Raw genomic sequence first — 21,367 nt, 5'->3', positions numbered from 1 at the left:
GCGTGGTCTTCAAAACCCCAGGCTGTACCGCATCGCCATGCCGTAGTCGTTCGGCAGCGCAGCGACATTGCCGGGGTCGCGGCGGAAGAACAGGTTCGTGTCGAGACCGCCGCCGAACGCGGGCAGCCCGTAGCGCAGCTCGACGTCGAGTTCGCGGCCTTGCGGGGCGAGGTTGAGGCGTTGCGTGGTCCAGTCGGTGACGGTGCCGCTCGCATAATCGAAATAGGTCGGCAGGCGGAGGTCGACGCCGCCGCGCGCGACGCGCAGCGGCTGGGCGATGCGGAGGCCGAGGCTGTCATGGCCGAACACGCCGTCCTTGCCGATGTCCGCGGCAAATGCGGTGGTGCGGACGAGGCCGTCGCCGTCGAGACCGCCGCGCACCGCCGCCTGCGTCCAGCCCTGGCGCATCGATCCGCCGAGGCTCCAGCCGCCGCCCGCATTGAAGCGGGCCTTCGTATCGACGAACCACGTCGCCGCGCGCGTCGCACCGAGCGCCGCGTCGAAGCGCGCGCCGAGCACGGTGTCGCGCTCGTCCATCCGCGTGGCCGAGATCATCGTCGCGAGCGCACCGAAGCGCCGGTCGACCGCGAGCGAGGCGCGGGTGTAGCCGGAACGCTGCCAGCGATCGCGCAGTTGCAGCGTGCTGTCGCGCTGCGTCAGGACGTCGCCATTTTCGAGTCCCGCGGTGAAGCCGAACCCGCCGACGCTTTGTCGGATCGCGCTCGAGGCGCGCGTGGTGCTGTCGAAGCCCATGTTCCCGGTACTGGCGATCAGGAAGGCGGGTTCGGACTGGCCGGAGAGCTGTGCGCCGAGCGTGCCCGATCCTTGTGCGAAGCCGAAGCCGAACGAGAGGGTGCTGCCGAGCTTCTGCGTTACCATCCCCGCGATCGCGCGCGCGCTGGTCGCGTCGGCGGTGGAGAGCGTCGTCCGGTCGAGCGCGACGTCGCCGTTGCTGCGCGGGGCGAGCGTCATCGATACCGTCATGCCGCCCTGCGCGAGCGCGACGTTGCGGAACCGCGACTGGAGCGCGGATCCGAGCGAACGGTCTGGGCTGCGGCGCGCGATCGTCTTGGCGAGGTCGATCGCGAAGGCGCGGCTGTAGCCGTCGAGGATCACCGCGCCGAGTTCGCCTTGCGTCGCGTCGCCCATCGGTGCGGAGAGCGTAGCGTTGCTGGTGGTCGAGACGACCGCCTTGGATCCCGCAACCGACGTCGTCCCGAGCGGCTGGAACGCGCGCGTGAGGTCGAGCACGCCGTTGCCATAGACCGAGTCGACGCCGGGCGCGCCGGCATCGCGCGCGCTCCTGAACAGGATGTCGACGATCTGCGCGCCGGTGAGGTTGGGGAAGGCCTGTGCCAGCAACGCAACCGCGCCAGAGATCTGCGGGGCGGCGAACGACGTGCCTGACCAGAGAGCGGCGGTGTCGGTCTGGTCGGGCGCGCGGACGCTTTCGCCGACCGCGGTCAGAAAATGCGCGGCGCCGGTGCCGGCCCGGTCGCTGAAGCTCGAAATGCCGTCGCCGGCGCCGACCGAGCCGGCGATGATGACCTGGTTGCGGCCTTGCGCCTCGCTGGCGACGGTGGTGAACGGATCTGGATTGGTCGAGCCGTCATTGCCCGCGGCGATCACGACGACGAGCCCCGCGGCGGTGGCGCGGCCGACCGCGTCCTTGAGGCTCTGCGGCATGTCGGAGCCGCCGAGCGAGATGTTGACGACTTTTGCGCCGGCGGTGCGCGCGGCGTCGAGTCCGCGCGTGATCGCGTCGGTGCCGAACTTGCAGCCCGAATCCTCGTCGTCCTTGCTCGCGGTGGCGCAGGTGCCGGGGCGGTCGGCGCGCAACACGATCAACGTCGAGTCGAACGCGACGCCGTGCGTGCCCGCGTCGTTGCGGCGTCCGGCGAGCGTGAAGGCGACCGCGGTGCCGTGGCCGCCCTCGTCGTCGATCGAGCTGTTGCCGGCGACGGCCTGCGACGCGGACGAGACGCGGGTGCCGAACTCCTGGCTCTGCAGGTCGATGCCGCTGTCGATCACGCCGACGCCGATACCCTTGCCCGTCGCGCCGACGCGATAGGCGGCGAGCGCGTTCATCGAGACCGCGCCGACGGTCGCGCGATATTCGGCGGTGTCGTAGCTGGCGGTCGGGGTTGGCGTAGGCGCGGGGGCGGGCGTCGGAGTCGGAGTGGGCGTGGGCGTCGGTGCTGGAATCGTCGCGGCGGGCGGAGTCGGCGTACTGTTGATGCCGCCGCCGCCGCCGCCACAGCCGGCGAGGAGAAGCCCTGTCGCGATTGGCGCCGATCGCAGCAGGCCGGCCTTGAAGCGTCGCATGAGTCGTACCCGTTTTGCCCCGTAAGGCTACTGGATTACAAAGTGTTACGCGAACGTAAACTCGGTGGGGGTAAAGACCGCTGCTGCCGGAGCCGGCTTGCCCGCTCGGTTTGCGGTGCCTAGAGGTTCGCGCCATGCTTGCCAGCCTCGACCATGTCCGCAACTGGATCTTCGATCTCGACAACACGCTGTACCCGGCGAGCGCGAACCTGTTCTCGCAGGTCGACGCGCGGATGACCGGGTTCATCCAGGACCTGCTCGGGCTCGATCACGACGAGGCGCGGCGCGTGCAGAAGGGGTATTTCCACAATCACGGCACGACGCTGTCGGGACTGATGACCGAGCATCACGTCGATCCGCACGCGTTCCTCGCGCATGTCCACGATATCGAGATGGACGTGATCGAGCACGACGCGCCGCTGGTCGCCGCGATCGCGAAGCTGCCGGGGCGCAAGCTCGTCTTCACCAACGGCGATACGCCCTATGCGACGCGGATCCTCGACCGGCTGGGCTTGAGCGAGAGTTTCGAGGCGATCCACGATATTCACGCGATGAACCTGATGCCCAAGCCGCATGCGTCGGCCTATGCCGGGTTCTGCGCGGCGTTCGATATCGATCCGGCGCAATCGCTGTTCGCCGACGACATGGCGCGCAACCTGACGCCGGCCAAGGCGATCGGGATGACGACCGTGTGGATCGACAACGGCTCCGAACAGTCGCCCGAAGCGGCGCGCGATCATATCGATTTTACCGTGCCGGTGCTCGCACCCTGGCTCGAAACCATCCTGGAGACATCATGACCTTGCAGACCATCATCGACGCCGCCTGGGACGATCGCGCGAACCTCGGGCTGGAAACGAAGGGCGAGATCCGCGATGCCGTCGAGTCCGCGCTGGAGATGCTGGACGCCGGGACCGCGCGTGTTGCCGAGCCGACGGCAGATGGCTGGCAGGTCAACCAGTGGCTGAAGAAGGCAGTGCTGCTGTCGTTCCGGCTGAACGATAACGTCGTGATCGACGGCGGGTCGGCGGGCGCACCAGCGTTCGACAAGGTGCCGTCGAAGTTCGCCGGCTGGGGCGACGCCGAGTTCCGCGCGGCGGGGATCCGTGTCGTGCCGGGCGCGGTCGCGCGTCGGGGCAGCTTCATCGCCAAGGGTGCGATCCTGATGCCGAGCTTCGTCAATATCGGCGCCTATGTCGGCGAGGGCACGATGGTCGACGCCTGGGCGACCGTGGGTAGCTGCGCGCAGATCGGCAAGAATGTCCATCTGTCGGGCGGCGCCGGCATCGGCGGCGTACTCGAGCCGCTTCAGGCGGATCCGGTCATCATCGGCGACGGTGCGTTCATCGGTGCGCGCGCCGAAGTCGCCGAGGGCGTTCGCGTCGGCGAGGGCGCGGTGCTTTCGATGGGCGTGTATCTCGGCGCATCGACCAAGATCATCGATCGCGCGACCGGCGAGGTCTTCAAGGGCGAGGTGCCGCCGTACGCGGTGGTCGTGCCCGGCTCGATCGGCGGCGGAGACGGCAAGCCCGCGCTGTACTGCGCCGTGATTGTCAAACGGGTCGACGCGCAAACCCGCTCGAAGACCTCGATCAACGACCTGCTGAGGGACTGATCGGGTCGACAACGTGGCGGGGGCTGCCTATCCGGTACGAAACATACCGAGGAGATAGACTTTGACCGCTGCTGCCAGCCAGGTTCTCGACCGCGTACTCGTCCTCGAAATGGTCCGCGTGACCGAGGCGGCGGCGATCGCCGCCTCCACGCTCGTCGGGCGCGGTGACGAGAAGGCGGCGGATGCCGCCGCGGTCGAGGCGATGCGCGAGGCGCTCAATTCGCTGTACATGGACGGCACCGTCGTCATCGGCGAGGGCGAGCGCGACGAGGCACCGATGCTGTTCATCGGCGAGAAGGTCGGCTCGGCGATCGGCAAGGGCCCGAAAATCGACATCGCGCTGGATCCGCTCGAAGGCACCACGATCTGCGCGACCGCGGGGCCGAACAGCCTCGCCGTGCTGGCGATCGCCGAAGAGGGCGGGCTGCTCAACGCCCCCGACGTCTATATGGACAAGATCGCGGTCGGCCCGGGCTATCCCGAGGGCATCATCGATCTCGACAAGACGCCGACCGAGAACATCATGGCGGTTGCGGCCGCCAAGGGCGTGCCCGCGCGCGACCTGATCGTGTGCGTGCTCGATCGCCCGCGTCATGAAAAACTGATCGCCGAGCTGCGTTCGGTCGGCTGCGGCGTGATGCTGATCGGCGACGGCGACGTGGCGGGCGTGATCGCAACGTCCGATCCCGAGACGACGGTCGACGTGTATATGGGCTCCGGCGGCGCGCCCGAGGGCGTGCTGGCATGCGCGGCGCTGCGCTGCGTCGGCGGGCAGTTCAAGGGCCGGTTGCTGTTCCGCAACGACGACGAGCGCGGCCGTGCGGCGAAGTGGGGGATCACCGATCTCGACAAGCAGTATGACCTGTCCGAGCTGGCCAAGGGCGACTGCATCTTCGCGGCGACCGGCGTGACGGATGGCTCGCTGCTGGCTGGCGTCAAGCGGAAGAAGGGCAAGATGACGACCGAGAGCGTCGTGATGCGCGCGTCGTCGGGGACGGTGCGTTGGGTCAAGGGCGAGCATCGGACGGACTGATCTGGGGGCTTCGCCTCATTGGCATTTGAGCACCGCCCCGGTGCTGGCCTCGTCGATAGGTGAGCACCGCCCCGGCGGAGGCCGGGGTCCAATTGGGGACCGTTGCTAACGTAGCGATGCGCTTCGTTACTCCGGACGTTCCATTTGGGCCCCGGCCTCCGCCGGGGTGGAGTATGGGGTTGGGGTTGCGGACTACCATCCTGTTTCCCCGCGAAGGCGGGGATCCAGACTGGGCTCCCGCCTTCGCGGGAGAACAAGGCCGCACTGGCTTCGGCCTCTGTAGAGAACAAGGGCGGTAGCAGTGGGGCGTATGGGCGGTGGGAGTGCCGGCATGATCGTTCCGATGGCTCTCCTGCTCCTCACGCTCGGCGCGCTGCGCTGGTTTCTCAAGGGTGATCTGCGCGGGTATCGGCGGATCAAGCGGCGGCCCGATACTGCATCGCGCCAGCGGACCTATCGATTGTGGATCGGCAAGGCGGGGATCGGCTTCGTGCTGCCGGCGCTTGTCGGGCTCGCGCTGCTTGGTCGGCTCGACACGCTCGTTACCATTCCCGTCGAATTCGATGCCCTGCGCCTCTGGCTGCCGCAGTTCGAGGGGGAGGATCGTGCCGCGCTGCTGGGGCTGATGGGTGGCGGCGCGCTGGGCGGGCTGGTGCTCGGCGCGCTCTTCGCGATGTGGCGCGGCGGGCGGGGTCTGAAGCCGATCGGCAATGTCGGGTCGCTTCTCCCGCGTAATCGCCCCGAACTCGCGCATGCCGCGGTCATGGCGATCGCGGCGGGTATCTCCGAAGAACTCGCGTTCCGGCTGTTCCTGCCATTGCTGCTCGCGATCGTCACCGGCAGCGCGATCGCCGCGTTCGGGGTCGCGGTCGCGCTGTTCGGGGCGATGCATCGCTATCAGGGGTGGGCGGGCGTGATCGCCACGACGATCGTCGGTGCGCTGATGGCGGCGGTCTACCTCATGACCGGGTCGTTGTGGCTGGCGATGCTGTTGCACGCGCTGATCGATCTCAATTCGCTGGTCCTGCGCCCGGCGCTGACCGGCGCGTGGCGCGCGGCTTGACTTCGCCGGCGCGGGTTCGTCCAATCGCGGCTGGTTTCATCAAGGGGACACCGATGTCACGCCACGCCCTCCTGCTCGCCTTGGCGATCACCGCCGCGGTACCCGGCGCCACTGTCGCGCAAGCGGGGGCGGGGCAGGCGGGTGCGCAGGCCCCGCAGCCATCGCCCTTCACCTACCAGGAGGTCATGGTGCCGATGCGCGACGGCGCGCGGTTGCAGACCGTCGTCATGCGGCCGCGCGGGGTGACGGGCCCGCTGCCGATCCTGCTCCAGCGCACGCCCTACGGGGTGCCCGACGCGCCGTTCGCCAGCGCCAGCCGCTTCGGGCCGCTGATGAAGGACGGCTATATCTTCGTGTTCCAGTCGATGCGCGGGCGGTTCAAGTCGGACGGCGTCTTCACGCTGTCGACCGCGGTGCATCCGAACGATCCCAAGGCGGTCGACGAGGCGACTGATGCGTATGACACGGTCGACTGGCTGGTGAAGACGCTGCCTGCGAATTCCGGCAAGGTCGGTATGTGGGGCGTCTCCTATCCCGGCTTCGCGGCGGCGGTGGCGCTGGCCAAGCCGCATCCTGCGCTGAAGGCGGTCAGCCCGCAGGCGGCGTGGATCGATTACTGGCAGTCGGACGACCTGCACCGCAACGGCGCGTTGCGGCTGAGCTATGCGACCGACTGGGTGTCGTCGCTGCAGCTCGACAAAACGAAGAATTCGGATTTCGCCTATCCCAGCGACACCTATGACTATTTCCTGAAACAGGGGTCGGCGGAGGCGATCGACCGGACCGTCTTCAAGGGGCGGGTGCCGATGTTCACCGCGCTGCTCGATCACCCCAACCACGACGCCTTCTATACCGGGCAGCGCTGGACGGATTCGCTCGGCGAGACGACCGTGCCGACGCTGAACGTCGCGGGATTCTGGGACCAGGAGGATCCGTGGGGCTCCTGGCAGATCTACGCCAGGCAGAAGCGCAACGACCCGCACCATCTGGCGCAGATGGTGGCGGGGCCGTGGCGGCATGGCGGCTGGCAGGGGGTGGCGGATCATCTGGGGCCGATCCCGATCGGGGCGCCCAGCGGCACGCAGTTCCAGGAGCAGATCCAGGCGCCGTTCTTCGCCTATTGGCTGCACGGCAAGGGGCCGCGGCCCGACTTTGCCGCCAAGATGTTCCAGTCGGGATCGAACGCGTGGAAGACCTATGCCGCGTGGCCGCCGGCGGGGGCGAAACCGACGAACCTGTATCTGCATGCCGATGGCAGCCTGTCCTTCACCGCGCCCGCGGCAGGCGAGGGGTGCCGCGACTATGTGTCCGATCCCGCCAACCCGGTGCCGTTCCGCCGGCGGCCGATGTCGGCGACCTATGCCAGCCCTGACTGGTCGTGGTGGGAGGCCGACGACCAGCGCTTCGTCGATCATCGCCCCGACGTGCTTGGCTATGTCTCCGAACCGCTCGACGCGGACCTGACGGTGACGGGCGCGCTGTCGGCGACGTTGCAGGCATCGACGAGTGGGACGGACAGCGATTTCGTGGTGAAGCTGATCGACGTGCTGCCCGACGATACCGCGCCGTTCGACGGCCAGACCGCGCAGCCGGGGGACTATGCCAGGACGCTCAACGGCTATCAGCTGCCGATCGCGATGGAGGTGCGGCGCGGGCGGTTCCTCGCCAGCGATACCGCGCCGCAGCCGCTGGTGCCGGGCAAGGTCGTGACGTGGGACGTGCCGCTGCGCGACCATGACCATGTGTTCAAGGCGGGGCACCGGATCATGGTGCAGATCCAGTCGAGCTGGTTCCCGATGATCGACCGCAACCCGCAATCGTTCGTGGCGAACATCGCGCGGGCGAAGCCGGGCGATTATGTGAAGGCGACGCAGAGGGTCTGTGCGGGATCGCGGGTTACGTTGCCGGTGATGCGGTAAGGTTTGTAGCTGCTTGCACCTCCCCGGCGGGGGCCGGGGCCCAGTTGGGAAGGTCGAGGTAACGAAGCGCCGTCCTTCGATAGCGACGTCCCCCAACTGGACCCCGGCCTCCGCCGGGGTGGTGCCCTGGGGGGGGCAGGTCAGTTCTTCATCCGCCAGCCGGTCTTGAAGATCAGCGCGATGACGATGAGGCATGCGGCGAGGAAGCCCGCCGTGACCGCGAGGCTGATCCCCACCGCGACATCGCCCTGCCCGAAGAAGCTCCAGCGGAAGCCGCTGATCAGATAGACGACCGGGTTGAACAGGCTGACGGTGCGCCAAGGCTCAGGCAGCATGTCGATTGAGTAGAACGCGCCGCCGAGGAAGGTGAGCGGCGTGATCAGCAGCGCAGGCACGAAGTTCAGCTGTTCGAACCCGTTGGCCCAGACGCCGATGATGAACCCGAACAGGCTGAACGCGACCGCGGTGAGGACCAGGAACGCGATCATCGCGAGCGGGTGTTCGATGCGCAGATCCACGAAGAACGATGCGGTCGCGAGGATGATCAGCCCGAGGATCACCGACTTGGTGGTCGCCGCGCCGACATAGCCGATCACCATCTCCATCGCCGACACGGGCGCGGACAGGAGCTCGTAGATCGTGCCGGTGAATTTGGGGAAGTAGATGCCGATCGACGCGTTCGAGATGCTCTGCGTGAGCAGCGACAGCATGATCAGGCCGGGGACGATGAAGCTGCCATAGCCGACGCCGCCGACCTGTTGCATCCGGCTGCCGATCGCGCCGCCGAAGACGATGAAATAGAGCGACGTGGTGAGGACGGGGGTGACGAGGCTCTGCCACAAGGTGCGCAGCGCGCGCGCCATTTCGAAGCGATAGATCGCCCATATGCCGTGCCAGTTCATGAGGGGGATATTCATGCGCGCTCTCCGACGAGATCGACGAAGATGTCTTCGAGGCTCGATTTGCTGGTTTCGAGATCCTTGAAGCCGATGCCGAGTTCGGCGAGCTTGCGGAGCAACGAGGGAATGCCGGTGTGATCGGCCTGCGCGTCGAACACGTAGCGCAGGCGCTTGCCGTCGTCCTGCAGCGACACGTCCCAGTCCGCCAGTTCGGCGGGGATCGCGGTCATCGGATCCTGGAGCGACACGTCGAGTTCGCGCTTGCCGAGCTGCTTCATCAGCGCCGCCTTGTCGTCGACCAGCAGCAGCTTGCCCTTGTTGATGACCCCGACCCGGTCGGCCATCTCCTCGGCCTCCTCGATATAATGCGTCGTCAGGATGATCGTCGTGCCGCCTTCGCGCAGGCGGTGGACGAGCTTCCACATGTCGCGGCGCAGCGCCACGTCGACGCCCGCGGTGGGTTCGTCGAGGAACAGGATCTCGGGCTCGTGGCTGAGCGCCTTGGCGATCAGGACGCGGCGCTTCATCCCGCCCGACAATTCCATGATCTTGGCGTGGCGCTTGTCCCACAGCGACAGGTCGCGGAGCACCTGCTCGATATACGCGCTGTGGCCCGAGCGGCCGAACAGCCGGCGGCTGAAGGTGACGGTGGCGAGCACCGTCTCGAACATGTCGACGTTGAGTTCCTGCGGCACCAGCCCGATGCGGCTGCGCGCCTGCTTGTAATCGTGGATCGCATCGTAGCCCGCGACCTTGATCGTGCCGGCGGTCGGCGTGACGATGCCGCAGATGATGCTGATCAGCGTCGTCTTGCCAGCGCCGTTGGGGCCGAGCAGCGCGAAGATCTCACCCTTGCGGATGTCGAGATCGACGGGGTGGAGCGCGGTGGTACCGCTCTTGTAGGTCTTGGTGACGCCCGCGACGGACAGGATCGGTTCGGTCATTGGCACCCCTTTTTCGTGAGGGGAAGATGGGGGTGTTGCCCGCCTATTGATAGGGGGCGGGCCGCCCAAATCCCGTCATCCTGGGCTCGACCCAGGATCCAGAGCCGCATGCGGTCCGCTTGTGGCTCTGGATCCTGACTTTCGTCAGGATGACGGAGTTGGTGGGTTGCGGTCCGCCGCGCCCACTCCGACCGCTATTCCGTCATCCTGGGCTTGATCCAGGATCCAGAGCCGCAAGCGCTCCGGTATTGGCTCTGGATCCTGACTTTCGTCAGGATGACGGAGTTGGTGGGATGCGGCCCGCCGCGCCCACTCCGACCGCCATTCCGTCATCCTGGGCTCGACCCAGGATCCAGAGCCGCATGCGGTCCGGTTGTGGCTCTGGGTCCTGACTTTCGTCAGGATGACGGGGGTGGGTGGGGTTAGCCCGCCCGTGCTGCCGCTACCGCCTTTTGCAGGTCCTCCAGCGGGAGCGCGCCGGACAGGACTCGGTCGCCGACGACCCAGCTTGGGGTGCCGGTCAGCCCAAGCTTGGCGGCGGTTTCCATGTTCTTGGCGATCTCGGCGTCGGCGGTCTTGGTGAAGCTAGCTTGCGAGAGATCGACCCCGGCCTTGCCCGCCGCGGCGGCGATCGAGGCGTCGCTGACCGGGCCGCCGGCGTAGAGCGAGTCGTGGAAGGTGGCGAACTTGCCCTGCTGTGCTGCCGCCAGGCTGGCGCGTGCGGCGATGCGGCTTTCCGCGCTGAGGATCGGGAGTTCGCGGAAGACGACGCGCACCTTGGGATCGGCGGCGATCAGCTTGGCGATCATCGGCAGGCTCGCGCGGCAATAACCGCAATTATAGTCGAAATACTCGACCAGCGTGACGTCGCCCTTGGGATTCCCGGCCCATGCGCTGCCGAACGGCGTGACGATCGCTTCGCGGTTCGCGGTCACGGTCTTGCCCGACTCGCGGTCGCGCAGCTTCTCCATCGCCTCGGGGAGGATTTCGGGGTGCGCCAGCACGTAATCGTGGACGATCGATTCGACCTGCGCGCGCTCGACGCCGCCGCCCTGGCGATCGAAACCCCAGACCGCGAGGCCTCCGATGAGGGCGCCGGCAACTGCAATAGCCGGGAAAGTGAGTTTGCTCATTTGCGGCGCTTATACTGCTTGGGGTTGTCGTCCATCTCGTTCTGCGCGGCCATCGCGATATCCTGCGCGCGAATCCAGTCGGTCGTGTTCGCGGGGATGTTGGCGAGCGCATATTGCGCGCTGGCAGACGCGGTCCGCATGTCGCCGCCCATGCTCGCGCGTTCGGCGGTCGCCAGCGCGGCGCGCGCGGTGTCGCCGGTCAGTTCGTACACCGTGCCGAGCTGCATCCACGCGAACGGGTTCTGGTCGTCGCGGCCGACCGCGGTGCGCAGGACGCGGGTCGCCTCGGGATAGTTCGCCTTGTTCTCGGTCGCGATCAGCGCGTGGCCGAAGGTGGTTGCGATCAGCGGGTTGTTGCGCGAGCCCTCGGTCGCCTCGCGCAAGGGGACCAGCGACTCGACCGGCTTGCCCGCCTCGAGCAGGATCTGGCCCTTGATCTCGAGGAAATAGGGGTCGGTCGGCTCGGCCCTCACCAGCGCGTTCGCCTCGGCATCGGCTTTCTCGGGATAGCCGGCTTTGTGATACGCATAGGCGCGGGCGTAGTGCGCGTAGATCGACTGGTTGCTGGGCGGGAAGGCCTGCAGCGTCTGGTCGGCGGGCAGGACGTAGCCCGCGAGTTTCGCCTTCACGCGGCGGAAGCGTTCCTCCAGCGCAGCATCGGGCTTGTTGGCCCAGGCGGGCGAGGCCTGCAGATCGGCGGTGAGCGTCGCGACGCGTTCGCCCGAGAGCGGATGCGACTGCATGAACGGATCGATGTTCGCGGTGCCGAAGCGATATTCCTGCTGCTGCAGTTTCTTGAAGAAGCTGAGCATGCCGCGGCCCGAAACGTTGGCCTCGCGCAGGAACTTCGCGCCGGTCGCGTCGGCGGTCGATTCCTGGACCCGGCTGAACGAGAGATAGCTGCCCATCGCCGCCTGCTGGCCCGCCGCCATGATGCCCGCGCCGGCTTCGCCGCTGCCCGCGGCCATCGCGGCGAGGCCGAGGACCATCGATAGCAGGTACATGCCCATCGCCGGTTTCGTGCCGCGGTCGGCGAGGACGACATGGCCGTCGGCGATGTGGCCGAGCTCGTGCGCGATGACGCCCTGGACTTCGTTGGCGTTGTCGGCGGCTTGGATGAGGCCTGAGTGGACGTAGACGGTCTGCCCGCCCGCGACGAACGCGTTGATCGAGTCGTCGTTGATGAGGACGACCTTCACGTCGCGCGTCGACAGGCCGGCGGCCTTGATGAGCGGGTTCGACATCTCGGCGAACATCGTCTCGGTCTCGGCGTCGCGAAGAATCGACTGCGCCTGAAGGGGTTGCGTCCAGAGGAGGAGGGCGGTGGCTGCGGCGGCTACGAAGCGCTTCATGCCGGGGGTTATCGTCGATTGGGGGCGGGGGGGCAACCGTTGTGCGGTGGGGGCGTGGAGAGGGCTGCGACAGAGTGAAGTATAGAAAGTGCAGACGCTCGGGCGGGTTTTGTCGGGGTGGTGGAGGGCGGGGTTTGCATGAGGGGAGGGGAGCAGGGTTTGCTTGTGTAGGACAGAGGTTTCGTTTGGGGAGCGTGGGCACGGCCGAAACTCCGTCATCCCAGCGGAAGCTGGGATCTCCCAGTTTGGCGGGCGTCGCGAGCCTCGGGGGAGACCCCAGCTTTCGCTGGGGTGACGGGTTTTGGTTTGGCGTTGGCATTGGTTCGGCACGGCAGCCCGCGATTGCCTCCTAGCCCCCCCCCCGGCGGAGGCCGGGGTCCAGTTGGGGGACGTTGCTGACGGAGGGTGGCGCTTCGTTATTGCCACCTTTCCAATTGGGCCCCGGCCTTCGCCGGGGTTGTGGCGTGAGGGGGGGCGGGGGCGTTCCTGAAAACGCTGAACGTCCCAACTGCGCCTTGCTTTCGTTTCTTGTGCTCCTGCGAAGGCGGGAGCCCAGTCTGGGTCCCCGCCTTCGCGGGGACACAGGCTTTGGGGGCGGGGAACGCTTCACCGGTAGTCGCCCGCCCCATAAACGAAAACGGGCGCGGCCTTTCGGTCGCGCCCGTCCTTCGGTCACAGCGTCCGGCGTTAGCCGAAGGTGCGCTGCCACCAGCCGCGGCGGGGGGCGCCGTCGGGGCCGTCGTTGGTGCCATCGTCGGTGCGGTCGGTCGCGACGTCCTGCGGCTGGACTTCAGCCTTGGGCGGGGTGGTCGCGATCGGCGTGTCGAGCGGCTCGCTGGTCGGCGCGGCATCGCCGGCGTCGACCACGGCAGCCTTGCGCGGGCGACCGCGGGGCTTGGCGGCCTTCGCAGGCGCTTCCTCGACGACGGGCGTCTCGGCCGCCGCGTCCGACGCCTTGCGCCGCGCACGCTTGGGCTTCGGCGCCGCAGCCTCGATGGTCTCGGCGGGCGTTGCGCTCACCTCGCCCATCGTCGCTTCGGCGACCGCCTCACGACGGCGGCGGCTCGGCTTCGGCGCAGCCGGTTCGGCCACGACGGGCTCGGGCGCGACCGGTTCGGGTGCGACCGTCTCGACGTCCGCCTCGACCGCGCGCGGCTTGCGACCACGGCGGGCCTTGGGGGCCGCCTCTGCAACCGGCTCGGCGATGTTCGCCGCAGCGGCTGCCGCGCGGGCGCGCGGACGACGGCGCATCTTCGGACCGTCGGCGACCTCGGCGACCGGCGCCTCTTGCACGATCGGCGCCTGCGCCGGCTCGTAAGGCGGCTCGGCATAGGTCGACTCGACCGGCTCATACGCCTCGGGCTCGGGGGCCTCGGCGATCAGCTGGGCATCGTCGATGCTGCTGACGGCGACCGACTGGCCGTTGTCCGACCCCTGCTCGTTGCGGCGACCGCCACGACGACCGCGACGACCGCGACGACGACGGCCTTCGCCCTCGACACCGTTGGCCTGTTCGGCCGACATGATGGTCTCGGCCTCCTCGCCACCGCCGACTTCGACGATGTCGCCCTCGACCGCGTCGATTTCCTCGACGTTGGTGTCGGCCTCGTCGAACGAACCCTCGCCGTTGGTGCCTTCGACCGCGCCGTCCTCACCGGGACGCGCACGACCGCGACGACCACGCCGACGACGACGCTTCTTGCCGCCTTCACCGTCCGCATCGCGAGCTTCGCGCGGCGCGCGCTGCTCGCCATTGCCCTCGCGACCGCCTTCACGACGGCGCGGCTGCTCGGCCTCGGCCTCCTCGACCTCGTCCTCCTCGATCTCGTCCTCGATCTCCTCGGGGAGGTCGTCCTCGTCTTCCTCGATGATCTGGACGAACTTGGGGGCGTGCGCGGGCGGCGGGCCACTGGCCTCGACCGTCATGTGCGCGCCTTCCTCGTCCTGCCCGGGGATGATCTCGACGATCACGCCGTAGCGATCCTCGATCTCGGCGATGTCGGCACGCTTGCGGTTCAGGATGTAGACCGCCGCCTCCTGGCTCGCGCGCAGCGTCAGCAGCGAGCCGCGACCGCGGGCGGCCTCGTCCTCGATGAGGCGGAGCGCGGAGATACCCGACGACGATGCGGTGCGCACCAGCCCGGTGCCCTCGCAATGCGGGCAGGCGCGCGTCGAGGCCTCGAGCACGCCGGTGCGCAGTCGCTGGCGGCTCATTTCCATGAGGCCGAACGACGAGATGCGGCCGATCTGGATGCGCGCGCGATCGTTCTTGAGCGCCTCCTTCATCGCCTTCTCGACCTTACGGACGTTGGAATTGTTATCCATGTCGATGAAGTCGATGACGACGAGCCCGGCCATGTCGCGCAGACGGAGCTGGCGGCCGATTTCCTGGGCTGCCTCGAGGTTGGTCGCGGTCGCGGTCTGCTCGATGCTGTGCTCGCGCGTCGAGCGGCCCGAGTTGATGTCGATCGAGACGAGCGCCTCGGTCGGGTTGATGACCAGATAGCCGCCCGACTTCAGCTGGACGACGGGATGGTACATCGCCGACAGCTGATCCTCGACGCCAGCGCGCTGGAACAGCGGAACCGGATCGGCGTAGTGCTTGATGCGACGGGCGTGCGTGGGCATCAGCAGGCGCATGAACTCGCGCGCCTGGCGATAGCCGTCCTCGCCCTCGACGATGACCTCTTCGATTTCCTTGTTGTAGATGTCGCGGATCGCGCGCTTGATCAGGTCGCTGTCGCCGTAAACGAGCGCGGGCGCCGACGCCTGGAGCGTGGCTTCGCGGATTCCGTCCCAGAGACGTGCGAGGTAATCGAAGTCGCGCTTGATCTCGACCTTCGAACGCTGGAGCCCGGCGGTGCGGACGATGCAGCCCATCGACGGCGGCAGCTGCATGTCGGCCATGATCGACTTCAGGCGCTTGCGATCGCCCGCGTTGCTGATCTTGCGCGAGATGCCGCCACCGTGGCTCGTGTTCGGCATCAGCACGCAGTAGCGGCCGGCGAGCGACAGATACGTCGTCAGCGCCGCACCCTTGTTGCCGCGCTCTTCCTTGACGACCTGGACGAGCAGCACCTGGCGGCGATGGATCACGTCCTGGATCTTGTAGCGGCGGCGCAGGTTCATGCGACGCTCGCGCAGGTCCTCGACCGCGGCATCGTCGCTGCTCGACTTGCGCTTGCGGCGCGGAGCATCGCCCGTTTCGCCGCCTTCGAGTTCCTCGGCGACGTCGGGATCTACCCCGCCATCGTCTTCGAAGCGCTCGATATCGTCCTCGTCGTCACCCTCTTCGTCGTCCGCATCATAGTCGGCGCGCAGGGCTGCCTCCTCGGCGGCATGCTCGGCTTCTTCGCGGAGCAGCGCGTCGCGGTCTTCCTTGGGGATCTGGTAGTAATCGGGGTGAATCTCGCTGAACGCGAGGAAGCCGTGGCGATTGCCGCCGTAATCGATGAACGCCGCCTGGAGCGACGGTTCGACCCGCGTGACCTTGGCGAGGTAGATATTGCCTTTCAGCTGCTTGCGTTCGGCACTCTCGAAATCGAATTCCTCGATCCGGTTACCTTTGACGACGGCGATCCGGGTTTCTTCCCGGTGGCGTGCGTCGATCAGCATGCGCGTTGTCATTATAGAATCTCCGCGCGCGCGCCGGGCCTGTCGGCAGCCGTCGCGCGCTTGATGGTGGGGCGGTCGGACACGGACGTCCTGAGCCGCGGAAGGTATGCGAAACTGCCTCTGCTCGGTTTGCATGCCGCGGGAACTCTCCCTGCGGCGCCCGCACGACCGCGATCCCGTCGGCGAAGGCCGGTCGGAGAGCGGGGCGGGGGGAATGCGTCATTCGAGCGTCAACCTGAATTGCCGCGCCGGCGAGGATCCGCAGGCGGGCGTCGAGACCAGCGCGTCGCTGGTCAAACCAGGCGACACACGGCTGTACGACAGGACTAGCACTGCATACCCGATCCCGCAATGCGCCACATAATGTCGGCAAACCGCCCGCGGACACGCGCGCTTCACCGCGGAACTGGGGCAGCAAGGCGCAGAATTGCCGGGGCGGCAGCGCGTTGCCGGCAAATTCGTGGCAAACGGCAAATTAACCGCACACCGCAACGCGCTCTTGGGACACCGGGGCTTACCTGTCCGTGCAGCGATCGGATGTATCGATCAAAGGGGTGTAGCATGGGTTTTCGCTGGACCGGCGGTACGTCCGCACGGCAAGGACGCGGGGTGTTTACCGTGATCGCCCTCATGGCCGGCTGGCTGACGAGCGTGCCCGCCTGGGCGGCGACCGTGCAGAGCGTCGCGATCCGGGACGGGCGGATCGTGATCCGGTTCGACGAGGCGGTCGGCGATGCCGCCAGCCGCGTGCTGACCGGGCCGCGGCAGATCGCGGTCGACGTGACCGGCGCGACTCCGGGTCGCGAGGTCGCGGCGCGCGGGCTGGTGACGGGCGTGACGCAAATGCGCAGCGGGCGCTCGGGGATGCGGATGGTGTTCGATCTTGCCGAGCCGGCGATCGTCACCGATGGCGGGTTCGATTCCGACGGCCGCGAACTCACGCTGGCGCTGCGCACGGTCGACGACGACCAGTTCGCGGAAGCGGGAATTGCCGGGCCGCTCAACTTCTTTCCGTTCAATTTCGGCGCGGCCTCGCGGCCCAGATACAAGGTGTCGGTCGCGGTGCCGCCCAAGGCGCGCGGGGTCCGGCTGCCGCGCGTGGACGGCGACGACACGCGGCCGCTGGTGGTGATCGATGCGGGGCATGGCGGTGTCGATCCGGGTGCGATCGGGCCGAACGGGCTGCGCGAGAAGGACGTGACGCTCAAGGTCGCCAAGGCCATCCGCGATGAATTGCTGGCATCGGGGCGCGTGCGCGTGGCGCTGACGCGCAGCGACGACCGCTATCTGATCCTCCGCGAGCGGTACGGCGTCGCGCGGCGGCTGAAGGGCGATCTGTTCATCTCGATCCACTGCGACAGCACCGGCACCGAGACGGCGAGCGGCGCGACCGCGTACACGCTGTCCGAGGTGGCGTCGGACAAGGAGGCAGCCCGGCTGGCGGCGCGCGAGAACAAGGCGGACGTGATCTCGGGCGTGAACCTGGGCGAGGCGCCCGCGGACGTGTCGTCGATCCTGATCGACCTGACCCAGCGCGAGACGATGAACGCGTCGGCGACGTTTGCGCGGTTGCTCGGGCGCGAGGCCAAGCCGCTGATGCCGCTGAAAGCGAACTTCCACCGGATGGCGTCGCTGATGGTGCTGAAGGCGCCCGACATGCCGTCGATCCTGTTCGAGACGGGCTATATCTCGAACCCGCAGGACGCGGCGTTCCTCGACAGCGCCGAGGGACGGCACCGGATCGCCGAGAGCGTGACGCGCGCGGTCGAGGTGAATTTCGCGCGGCGCATGGCGGTGCGGTAGGATTTGGGGAGGGGGGCAGCCCCTTCTTGTTCTCCCGCGAAGGCGGGAGCCCAGTCTGGACTCCCGCCTTCGCGGGAGAACATACGGGTTACGGTCGATACGGTTTCCTCTGACCGCACATCATGGCACAAGTCGCCCAAATTGCTTTGAGGCTGACGAGATGACCGACGCGACGCGGGGCGTACCCAAAACGGCGCCCGAAACGAGCATGCGCGAGCTTACCTTTCGCGGGATCGTGCTCGGCGGGATCATCACGCTGCTGTTCACGGCCGCGAACGTCTATCTGGGGCTCAAGATCGGGCTGACGTTCGCGACGTCGATCCCCGCCGCGGTGATCTCGATGGCGGTGCTGCGGCTGTTCAAGGATTCGACGATCCTCGAGAACAACATCGTCCAGACGATCGCGTCCGCCGCGGGCACGCTGGCGGCGATCATCTTCGTGCTGCCCGGCCTCGTCATGATCGGCTGGTGGCAGGGCTTTCCGTTCTTCACCACCGCGGCGATCACGATGTTCGGCGGCGTGCTCGGCGTGCTGTTCTCGGTCCCGTTGCGCCGCGCGCTCGTGGTCGACACCGTGCTGCCCTACCCCGAGGGGCGCGCGGCGGCCGAGGTGCTCAAGGTCGGCGCGGGTAGTCGCGAGGGCGGCGAGGAGAGTGCGCGGGGACTCGGCATCATCGTCGCCAACGCCATCGTCTCGGCGGGCTTCGCGATCCTGACTCAGACCAAGCTGGTCGCCGCCGAGGCCGCGACGTGGTTCCGCGTCGGCGCGGGTGCGACCGGGATTTCGGGCGGGCTCTCGTTCGCGCTGCTGGGCGCCGGGCATCTGGTCGGCATCTCGGTCGGCATGGCGATGTTTGCGGGCGTCATCATCGGCTGGTGGATTCTGCTGCCGATCCTGACCTCTGGCGGGAGCATCACCGGCACCGCGGAGGTGATCGCGACCACGGTCTTCCGCTCGGACGTGCGCTTCTTCGGCGCGGGCGTGATCGGCGTCGCGGCGATCTGGACGTTGCTCAAGATCGCCGGCCCCGTGGTCGGCGGCGTGCGCTCGGCGCTAGCGGCATCGGCGGCCAAGCGGGGCGGCGAAGTGCTGGCGCTGGAGGAGCGCGACATTCCGATCGGGATCGTCGGGATCGGCTCGCTCGCGATGCTGGTGCCGATCGGCATCCTGCTCTGGACCGTGTTGCAGGGCGGCCCGCTGGAGGCGTCGGCGATCGGGTTGATCGCGGGGAGCCTGGTGTTCATCCTGGTCATCGGGCTCGTGATCGCGGCGGTGTGCGGGTACATGGCCGGGCTGATCGGTGCGTCGAACTCACCGGTATCGGGGATCGGCATCCTCGCCATTCTCGCCGCCTCGATCCTGCTGGTGTCGTGGTTCGGCCGCGCGGTCGAGCCGGGGACGACGCAGGCTTTGGTCGCCTACGGGCTGATCGTGACGGGGATCGTGTTCGGGATTGCGACCATCTCGAACGACAATCTTCAGGATCTGAAGACCGGGCAGCTCGTCGGGGCGACGCCGTGGAAGCAGCAGGTCGCGTTGCTGATCGGCGTGGTGTTCGGATCGATCGTCGTGCCGCCGGTGCTCAATTTGCTCGGCAGCACTTTGGGGTTTGCGGGCGCGCCGGGGGCGGGGCCCAATGCGCTGGCGGCACCGCAGGCGGCGCTGATCTCTGCGCTCGCGAAGGGTGTGCTGGGGGGGAATCTCAACTGGGCGATGATCGGCTATGGCGCGCTGACCGGCGTTGTCGTGATCGCGGTCGACGAGCTGCTGGGCAAGGCGGGCAAGCTGCGCTTGCCGCCGCTCGGCGTCGGGCTGGGCGTGTATCTGCCGATGTCGGTGACGCTGCCGGTCACGATCGGTGCGGTCGTCGGCTATATGTACGATCGCTGGGCGGACCGGGCGCGCGATCCCGAGCTGGCGAAGCGGATGGGTGTGCTGACCGCGACGGGGATGATCGTCGGGGAGTCGCTGTGGGGCGTCGGGTTTGCGGGGATTGTGTATCTCACCAACAAGGAGACGCCGTTGGCGCTGGTCGGCGACGGATTTGCTAGCGTGGCGCTGGTGGGCGGGACGCTGTTGTTCGGCGTGCTGACCTGGGTGATGTACCGGCGGACGATGGCGGCGTCGCGCTAGGAGGATGTTTCCCCGCGAAGGCGGGGACCCAGACTGGGCTCCCGCCTTCGCGGGAGAACACCGCCCGCACCCCGTGCTGAGTAGAGACCGAGTAGCTGCGTCAGCAGCGTATCGAGGGCTCGTATCGAAGCATGTGTGCCGCGCGCCACCCTGTCCTTCGATACGCCGTCTCGATACGCTCCTTCGGAGCTACTCGATGGCTACTCAGGACGAACGGCAATAGTTCACAGCATCGCGGCGAGCATGTCCTTGATCGGCACGAACGCGAAGCCCACCGAGCTGTCCGCGATGCCGTACGGCATGAAGATCGTGTCGCCATGCTTCAACGCGCCGCAGCTATAGACGACGTTGGGGACATAGCCCTCGCGATCCTGGTCCTTCGCGGCGAGGATCGGCTGCTTGGTGCGGCCGATCACCTTCGACGGATCATCCTTGTCGAGCAGCACCGCGCCGATCGAATATTTGCGCATCGCGCCGACGCCGTGGGTCAGCAGCAGCCAGCCCTCGTCGAGCTCGATTGGCGGTCCGCAATTGCCGATCTGCACCAGCTCCCACGGATATTCGGGCGTCAGGATCTTCTCGCCGTCGTCCCAGTCGGTCAGCGTATCGGACTTGAGCAGGAACAGATTCTCGCCGTCCTGCCGGCCGATCATCATATACTGGCCGTTCACCTTCCGCGGGAACAAGGCCATGCCCTTGTTGCGCGCGGCGGGGCCGGTCATCGGGACGAGATCGAACGCGCGGAAATCGCGCGTGCGCATCAGCTCGGACTGGATCACCGAGCCGTTATACGCGGTGTAGGTGCCGATCCATTCGTAATCGCCGTTCTCGTGCTGGAAGCGGACGATGCGCAGATCCTCAAGGCCCTTCGATTGCGCCTGCGTGATCGGGAAGATCACCGTGCCGCTCAGCGTGCTGTCGCGGTGGCGATAGACGGTGACGGGGCCGATCGGCATCTCGTCCTCGCCGCTGCCGACCGCGTCGGTCGCGGTTGCGAACGGCGGTTCGGGCGCCAGCTTCATCTGGTTTTCGCAGGTGATGATGCCTTCGCGGAACGCGACGGAGGAGATGTGACCCTCGCCGACCGCCCGCAGGCTCATCAGGATGCGCATCGAGCCCGGCGGCATCCCCGACTGGTCGAAATGCGGCACCGCGCTCGGGTTCATCAGCGCGGCTGCGGCATAGCTGTATTCGTGACAGAAATAGGCGCCGATCAGCTGGCGCTTCTCGTCGCCGATCTCGGCGCCGTTCAGACCGAGCATATCCTCGATCTGGTCGTAGCGAGTCATGAAGACGCGGCGCGTCTGCCAGTGGCGTGCCTCGAAATCCTTCAGCACGACCTCAAGCTGCGCGCGCGCCTGCGCAGGCGACATTTCCAGCACTTCGCCGACGAGCCGCTCGGTGCGGCTCGGCGCGCCGCCATGACCGGCCCATGCGATATGGAACGGCCGGACGACGACACGCGAAGGGTCCGCGTGCAGCCGCAGCTGGTGGTTGAACAGATCCATCGTAGCAGTGCCCCGCGTCGTTCC

14 protein-coding genes are annotated in these 21,367 nt (G+C 67.6%); 7 read left to right on the top strand and 7 right to left on the bottom strand.

Going from position 1 to position 21,367, the window contains the following annotated elements; translation table 11 throughout:
• Positions 1 to 9: 9 nt before the first annotated feature.
• Positions 10 to 2,325: a S8 family peptidase gene (locus ASE79_RS03455; protein WP_082445031.1), complete on the bottom strand. Its 2,316-nt coding sequence runs from the start codon at positions 2,323 to 2,325 to the stop codon at positions 10 to 12.
• 134 nt (positions 2,326 to 2,459) lie between these two features.
• Between ASE79_RS03455 and ASE79_RS03450 the strand changes: the two genes are divergently transcribed.
• From ASE79_RS03450 to ASE79_RS03430, 5 genes are all read left to right on the top strand, one after another.
• Entirely contained in the window at positions 2,460 to 3,125 is a 666-nt protein-coding gene (locus ASE79_RS03450; protein ID WP_056411758.1) for a pyrimidine 5'-nucleotidase, read from the top strand.
• Complete coding sequence (dapD, locus tag ASE79_RS03445; protein WP_056411756.1) at positions 3,122 to 3,940, top strand: 2,3,4,5-tetrahydropyridine-2,6-dicarboxylate N-succinyltransferase; 819 nt, start codon at positions 3,122 to 3,124, stop codon at positions 3,938 to 3,940. The genes ASE79_RS03450 and dapD overlap by 4 nt, the downstream gene beginning before the upstream one ends.
• A gap of 61 nt (positions 3,941 to 4,001) precedes the next feature.
• Positions 4,002 to 4,973, top strand: coding sequence for a class II fructose-bisphosphatase (gene glpX, locus ASE79_RS03440; protein WP_082445030.1), 972 nt, complete (start codon positions 4,002 to 4,004; stop codon positions 4,971 to 4,973).
• Between the two features lie 331 nt (positions 4,974 to 5,304).
• Positions 5,305 to 6,036, top strand: coding sequence for a CPBP family intramembrane glutamic endopeptidase (locus tag ASE79_RS03435; protein WP_056411755.1), 732 nt, complete (start codon positions 5,305 to 5,307; stop codon positions 6,034 to 6,036).
• A 53-nt stretch (positions 6,037 to 6,089) separates the two neighbouring features.
• Positions 6,090 to 7,955 carry a CocE/NonD family hydrolase gene (locus ASE79_RS03430; protein ID WP_056413311.1) on the top strand — a complete coding sequence of 622 codons (1,866 nt, stop codon included), beginning with the start codon at positions 6,090 to 6,092 and terminating at the stop codon, positions 7,953 to 7,955.
• Between the two features lie 140 nt (positions 7,956 to 8,095).
• Here ASE79_RS03430 and ASE79_RS03425 read toward each other — a convergent pair whose 3' ends face one another.
• The 5 genes from ASE79_RS03425 to ASE79_RS03405 all read right to left on the bottom strand — a co-directional run bounded on the left by ASE79_RS03425 (position 8,096) and on the right by ASE79_RS03405 (position 15,910).
• Positions 8,096 to 8,857 carry an ABC transporter permease gene (locus tag ASE79_RS03425; RefSeq protein ID WP_056411747.1) on the bottom strand — a complete coding sequence of 254 codons (762 nt, stop codon included), beginning with the start codon at positions 8,855 to 8,857 and terminating at the stop codon, positions 8,096 to 8,098.
• Positions 8,858 to 8,868: 11 nt separating this feature from the next.
• Positions 8,869 to 9,798 carry an ABC transporter ATP-binding protein gene (locus ASE79_RS03420; RefSeq protein ID WP_056411738.1) on the bottom strand — a complete coding sequence of 310 codons (930 nt, stop codon included), beginning with the start codon at positions 9,796 to 9,798 and terminating at the stop codon, positions 8,869 to 8,871.
• A 422-nt stretch (positions 9,799 to 10,220) separates the two neighbouring features.
• On the bottom strand, positions 10,221 to 10,931 hold the full coding sequence (locus ASE79_RS03415) for a DsbA family protein (protein ID WP_056411737.1): 711 nt from the start codon (positions 10,929 to 10,931) through the stop codon (positions 10,221 to 10,223).
• Positions 10,928 to 12,283, bottom strand: coding sequence for a M48 family metalloprotease (locus ASE79_RS03410; RefSeq protein WP_056411735.1), 1,356 nt, complete (start codon positions 12,281 to 12,283; stop codon positions 10,928 to 10,930). Before ASE79_RS03410 ends, ASE79_RS03415 begins: the two co-directional genes overlap by 4 nt.
• A gap of 687 nt (positions 12,284 to 12,970) precedes the next feature.
• Complete coding sequence (locus ASE79_RS03405) at positions 12,971 to 15,910, bottom strand: ribonuclease E/G (RefSeq protein ID WP_235516730.1); 2,940 nt, start codon at positions 15,908 to 15,910, stop codon at positions 12,971 to 12,973.
• A gap of 549 nt (positions 15,911 to 16,459) precedes the next feature.
• Here ASE79_RS03405 and ASE79_RS03400 point away from each other — a divergent pair.
• Both ASE79_RS03400 and ASE79_RS03395 read left to right on the top strand, forming a co-directional pair.
• Positions 16,460 to 17,701, top strand: coding sequence for an N-acetylmuramoyl-L-alanine amidase (locus tag ASE79_RS03400; protein WP_056411731.1), 1,242 nt, complete (start codon positions 16,460 to 16,462; stop codon positions 17,699 to 17,701).
• 160 nt (positions 17,702 to 17,861) lie between these two features.
• Complete coding sequence (locus ASE79_RS03395) at positions 17,862 to 19,835, top strand: OPT family oligopeptide transporter (protein ID WP_056411729.1); 1,974 nt, start codon at positions 17,862 to 17,864, stop codon at positions 19,833 to 19,835.
• A 224-nt stretch (positions 19,836 to 20,059) separates the two neighbouring features.
• Here ASE79_RS03395 and ASE79_RS03390 read toward each other — a convergent pair whose 3' ends face one another.
• Positions 20,060 to 21,343, bottom strand: coding sequence for a glycoside hydrolase family 130 protein (locus tag ASE79_RS03390; RefSeq protein WP_056411727.1), 1,284 nt, complete (start codon positions 21,341 to 21,343; stop codon positions 20,060 to 20,062).
• Between the last annotated feature and the right edge of the window lie 24 nt (positions 21,344 to 21,367).

The sequence above is a fragment of the Sphingomonas sp. Leaf28 genome (assembly GCF_001421685.1).
Classification (GTDB): domain Bacteria; phylum Pseudomonadota; class Alphaproteobacteria; order Sphingomonadales; family Sphingomonadaceae; genus Sphingomonas; species Sphingomonas aurantiaca.
Note: the sequence above shows the minus strand (reverse complement) of the source record. Positions and strands in the feature narration are given on the sequence as shown.

Coding starts and splice junctions, on each gene's coding strand:
- ASE79_RS03415 (WP_056411737.1), bottom strand. CDS start 10,931: ATGAGCAAACTCACTTTCCCGGCTATTGCAGTTGCCGGCGCCCTCATC.
- ASE79_RS03420 (WP_056411738.1), bottom strand. CDS start 9,798: ATGACCGAACCGATCCTGTCCGTCGCGGGCGTCACCAAGACCTACAAG.
- ASE79_RS03410 (WP_056411735.1), bottom strand. CDS start 12,283: ATGAAGCGCTTCGTAGCCGCCGCAGCCACCGCCCTCCTCCTCTGGACG.
- dapD (WP_056411756.1), top strand. CDS start 3,122: ATGACCTTGCAGACCATCATCGACGCCGCCTGGGACGATCGCGCGAAC.
- ASE79_RS03450 (WP_056411758.1), top strand. CDS start 2,460: ATGCTTGCCAGCCTCGACCATGTCCGCAACTGGATCTTCGATCTCGAC.
- ASE79_RS03395 (WP_056411729.1), top strand. CDS start 17,862: ATGACCGACGCGACGCGGGGCGTACCCAAAACGGCGCCCGAAACGAGC.
- ASE79_RS03425 (WP_056411747.1), bottom strand. CDS start 8,857: ATGAACTGGCACGGCATATGGGCGATCTATCGCTTCGAAATGGCGCGC.
- ASE79_RS03435 (WP_056411755.1), top strand. CDS start 5,305: ATGATCGTTCCGATGGCTCTCCTGCTCCTCACGCTCGGCGCGCTGCGC.
- ASE79_RS03455 (WP_082445031.1), bottom strand. CDS start 2,325: ATGCGACGCTTCAAGGCCGGCCTGCTGCGATCGGCGCCAATCGCGACA.
- ASE79_RS03400 (WP_056411731.1), top strand. CDS start 16,460: ATGGGTTTTCGCTGGACCGGCGGTACGTCCGCACGGCAAGGACGCGGG.
- ASE79_RS03430 (WP_056413311.1), top strand. CDS start 6,090: ATGTCACGCCACGCCCTCCTGCTCGCCTTGGCGATCACCGCCGCGGTA.
- ASE79_RS03390 (WP_056411727.1), bottom strand. CDS start 21,343: ATGGATCTGTTCAACCACCAGCTGCGGCTGCACGCGGACCCTTCGCGT.
- ASE79_RS03405 (WP_235516730.1), bottom strand. CDS start 15,910: ATGACAACGCGCATGCTGATCGACGCACGCCACCGGGAAGAAACCCGG.